Annotated in this window: 1 rRNA gene; it reads left to right on the plus strand. The window is 51.0% G+C overall.

From position 1 onward, the window contains the following. Positions 1-131 precede the first annotated feature (131 nt). Positions 132-2,400 (plus strand): 23S ribosomal RNA (locus ACFWBU_RS21220); the annotation flags it as partial.

The raw sequence follows: 2,400 nt of genomic DNA on the forward strand, positions 1-2,400 counted from the left end.
AAGCAGAACGTTCCCTGTCTTGTTTAGTTTTGAAGGATCATTCCTTCGAAACGTGTTCTTTGAAAACTAGATAACAGTAGACATCACATTCAATTAGTAACACAAGATATCACATAGTGATTCTTTTTAACGGTTAAGTTAGAAAGGGCGCACGGTGGATGCCTTGGCACTAGGAGCCGATGAAGGACGGGACGAACACCGATATGCTTCGGGGAGCTGTAAGCAAGCTTTGATCCGGAGATTTCCGAATGGGGAAACCCACCACTCGTAATGGAGTGGTATCCATATCTGAATTCATAGGATATGAGAAGGCAGACCCGGGGAACTGAAACATCTAAGTACCCGGAGGAAGAGAAAGCAAATGCGATTTCCTGAGTAGCGGCGAGCGAAACGGAACATAGCCCAAACCAAGAGGCTTGCCTCTTGGGGTTGTAGGACATTCTATACGGAGTTACAAAGGAACGGGGTAAATGAAGTGATCTGGAAAGGTCCGTCAAAGAAGGTAAAAACCCTGTAGTTGAAACTTCGTTCCCTCCTGAGTGGATCCTGAGTACGGCGGGACACGAGAAATCCCGTCGGAAGCAGGGAGGACCATCTCCCAAGGCTAAATACTACCTAGTGACCGATAGTGAACCAGTACCGTGAGGGAAAGGTGAAAAGCACCCCGGAAGGGGAGTGAAATAGATCCTGAAACCGTGTGCCTACAAGTAGTCAAAGCCCGTTAATGGGTAATGGCGTGCCTTTTGTAGAATGAACCGGCGAGTTACGATTTCATGCGAGGTTAAGTTGATAAGACGGAGCCGCAGCGAAAGCGAGTCTGAATAGGGCGAATGAGTATGAGGTCGTAGACCCGAAACCAGGTGATCTACCCATGTCCAGGGTGAAGTTCAGGTAACACTGAATGGAGGCCCGAACCCACGCACGTTGAAAAGTGCGGGGATGAGGTGTGGGTAGCGGAGAAATTCCAATCGAACCTGGAGATAGCTGGTTCTCTCCGAAATAGCTTTAGGGCTAGCCTCAAGATGAGAGTATTGGAGGTAGAGCACTGATTGGACTAGGGGCCCCCAACGGGTTACCGAATTCAGTCAAACTCCGAATGCCAAATACTTATTCTTGGGAGTCAGACTGCGAGTGATAAGATCCGTAGTCAAAAGGGAAACAGCCCAGACCGCCAGCTAAGGTCCCAAAGTATACGTTAAGTGGAAAAGGATGTGGAGTTGCTTAGACAACCAGGATGTTGGCTTAGAAGCAGCCATCATTTAAAGAGTGCGTAATAGCTCACTGGTCGAGTGACTCTGCGCCGAAAATGTACCGGGGCTAAACGTATCACCGAAGCTGCGGACTGTTCTTACGAACAGTGGTAGGAGAGCGTTCTAAGTGCAGTGAAGTCAGACCGGAAGGACTGGTGGAGCGCTTAGAAGTGAGAATGCCGGTATGAGTAGCGAAAGACGGGTGAGAATCCCGTCCACCGAATGCCTAAGGTTTCCTGAGGAAGGCTCGTCCGCTCAGGGTTAGTCGGGACCTAAGCCGAGGCCGAAAGGCGTAGGCGATGGACAACAGGTTGATATTCCTGTACCACCTATACATCGTTTGAACGATGGGGGGACGCAGAAGGATAGGGTAAGCGCGCTGTTGGATATGCGCGTCCAAGCAGTTAGGCCGGAAACGAGGCAAATCCCGTTTCCATTAAGGCGGAGCTGTGATGGCGAGCGAAATTTAGTAGCGAAGTTCCTGATTCCACACTGCCAAGAAAAGCCTCTAGCGAGGTGAGAGGTGCCCGTACCGCAAACCGACACAGGTAGGCGAGGAGAGAATCCTAAGGTGATCGAGAGAACTCTCGTTAAGGAACTCGGCAAAATGACCCCGTAACTTCGGGAGAAGGGGTGCTTCTTAGGGTGTTAAAGCCCCGAGAAGCCGCAGTGAATAGGCCCAGGCGACTGTTTAGCAAAAACACAGGTCTCTGCGAAGCCGTAAGGCGAAGTATAGGGGCTGACACCTGCCCGGTGCTGGAAGGTTAAGGGGAGAGGTTAGCGCAAGCGAAGCTTTGAACCGAAGCCCCAGTAAACGGCGGCCGTAACTATAACGGTCCTAAGGTAGCGAAATTCCTTGTCGGGTAAGTTCCGACCCGCACGAAAGGCGTAACGATCTGGGCACTGTCTCAACGAGAGACTCGGTGAAATTATAGTACCTGTGAAGATGCAGGTTACCCGCGACAGGACGGAAAGACCCCGTGGAGCTTTACTGCAGCCTGATATTGAATGTTGGTACAGCTTGTACAGGATAGGTAGGAGCCTTTGAAGCCGGAGCGCTAGCTTCGGTGGAGGCGTTGGTGGGATACTACCCTGGCTGTATTGAAATTCTAACCCGCGCCCCTTATCGGGGTGGGAGACAGTGTCAGGT

The sequence above is a fragment of the Rhodococcus sp. NPDC060084 genome (assembly GCF_042730335.1).
Taxonomy (GTDB): Bacteria; Actinomycetota; Actinomycetes; order Mycobacteriales; family Mycobacteriaceae; genus Rhodococcus.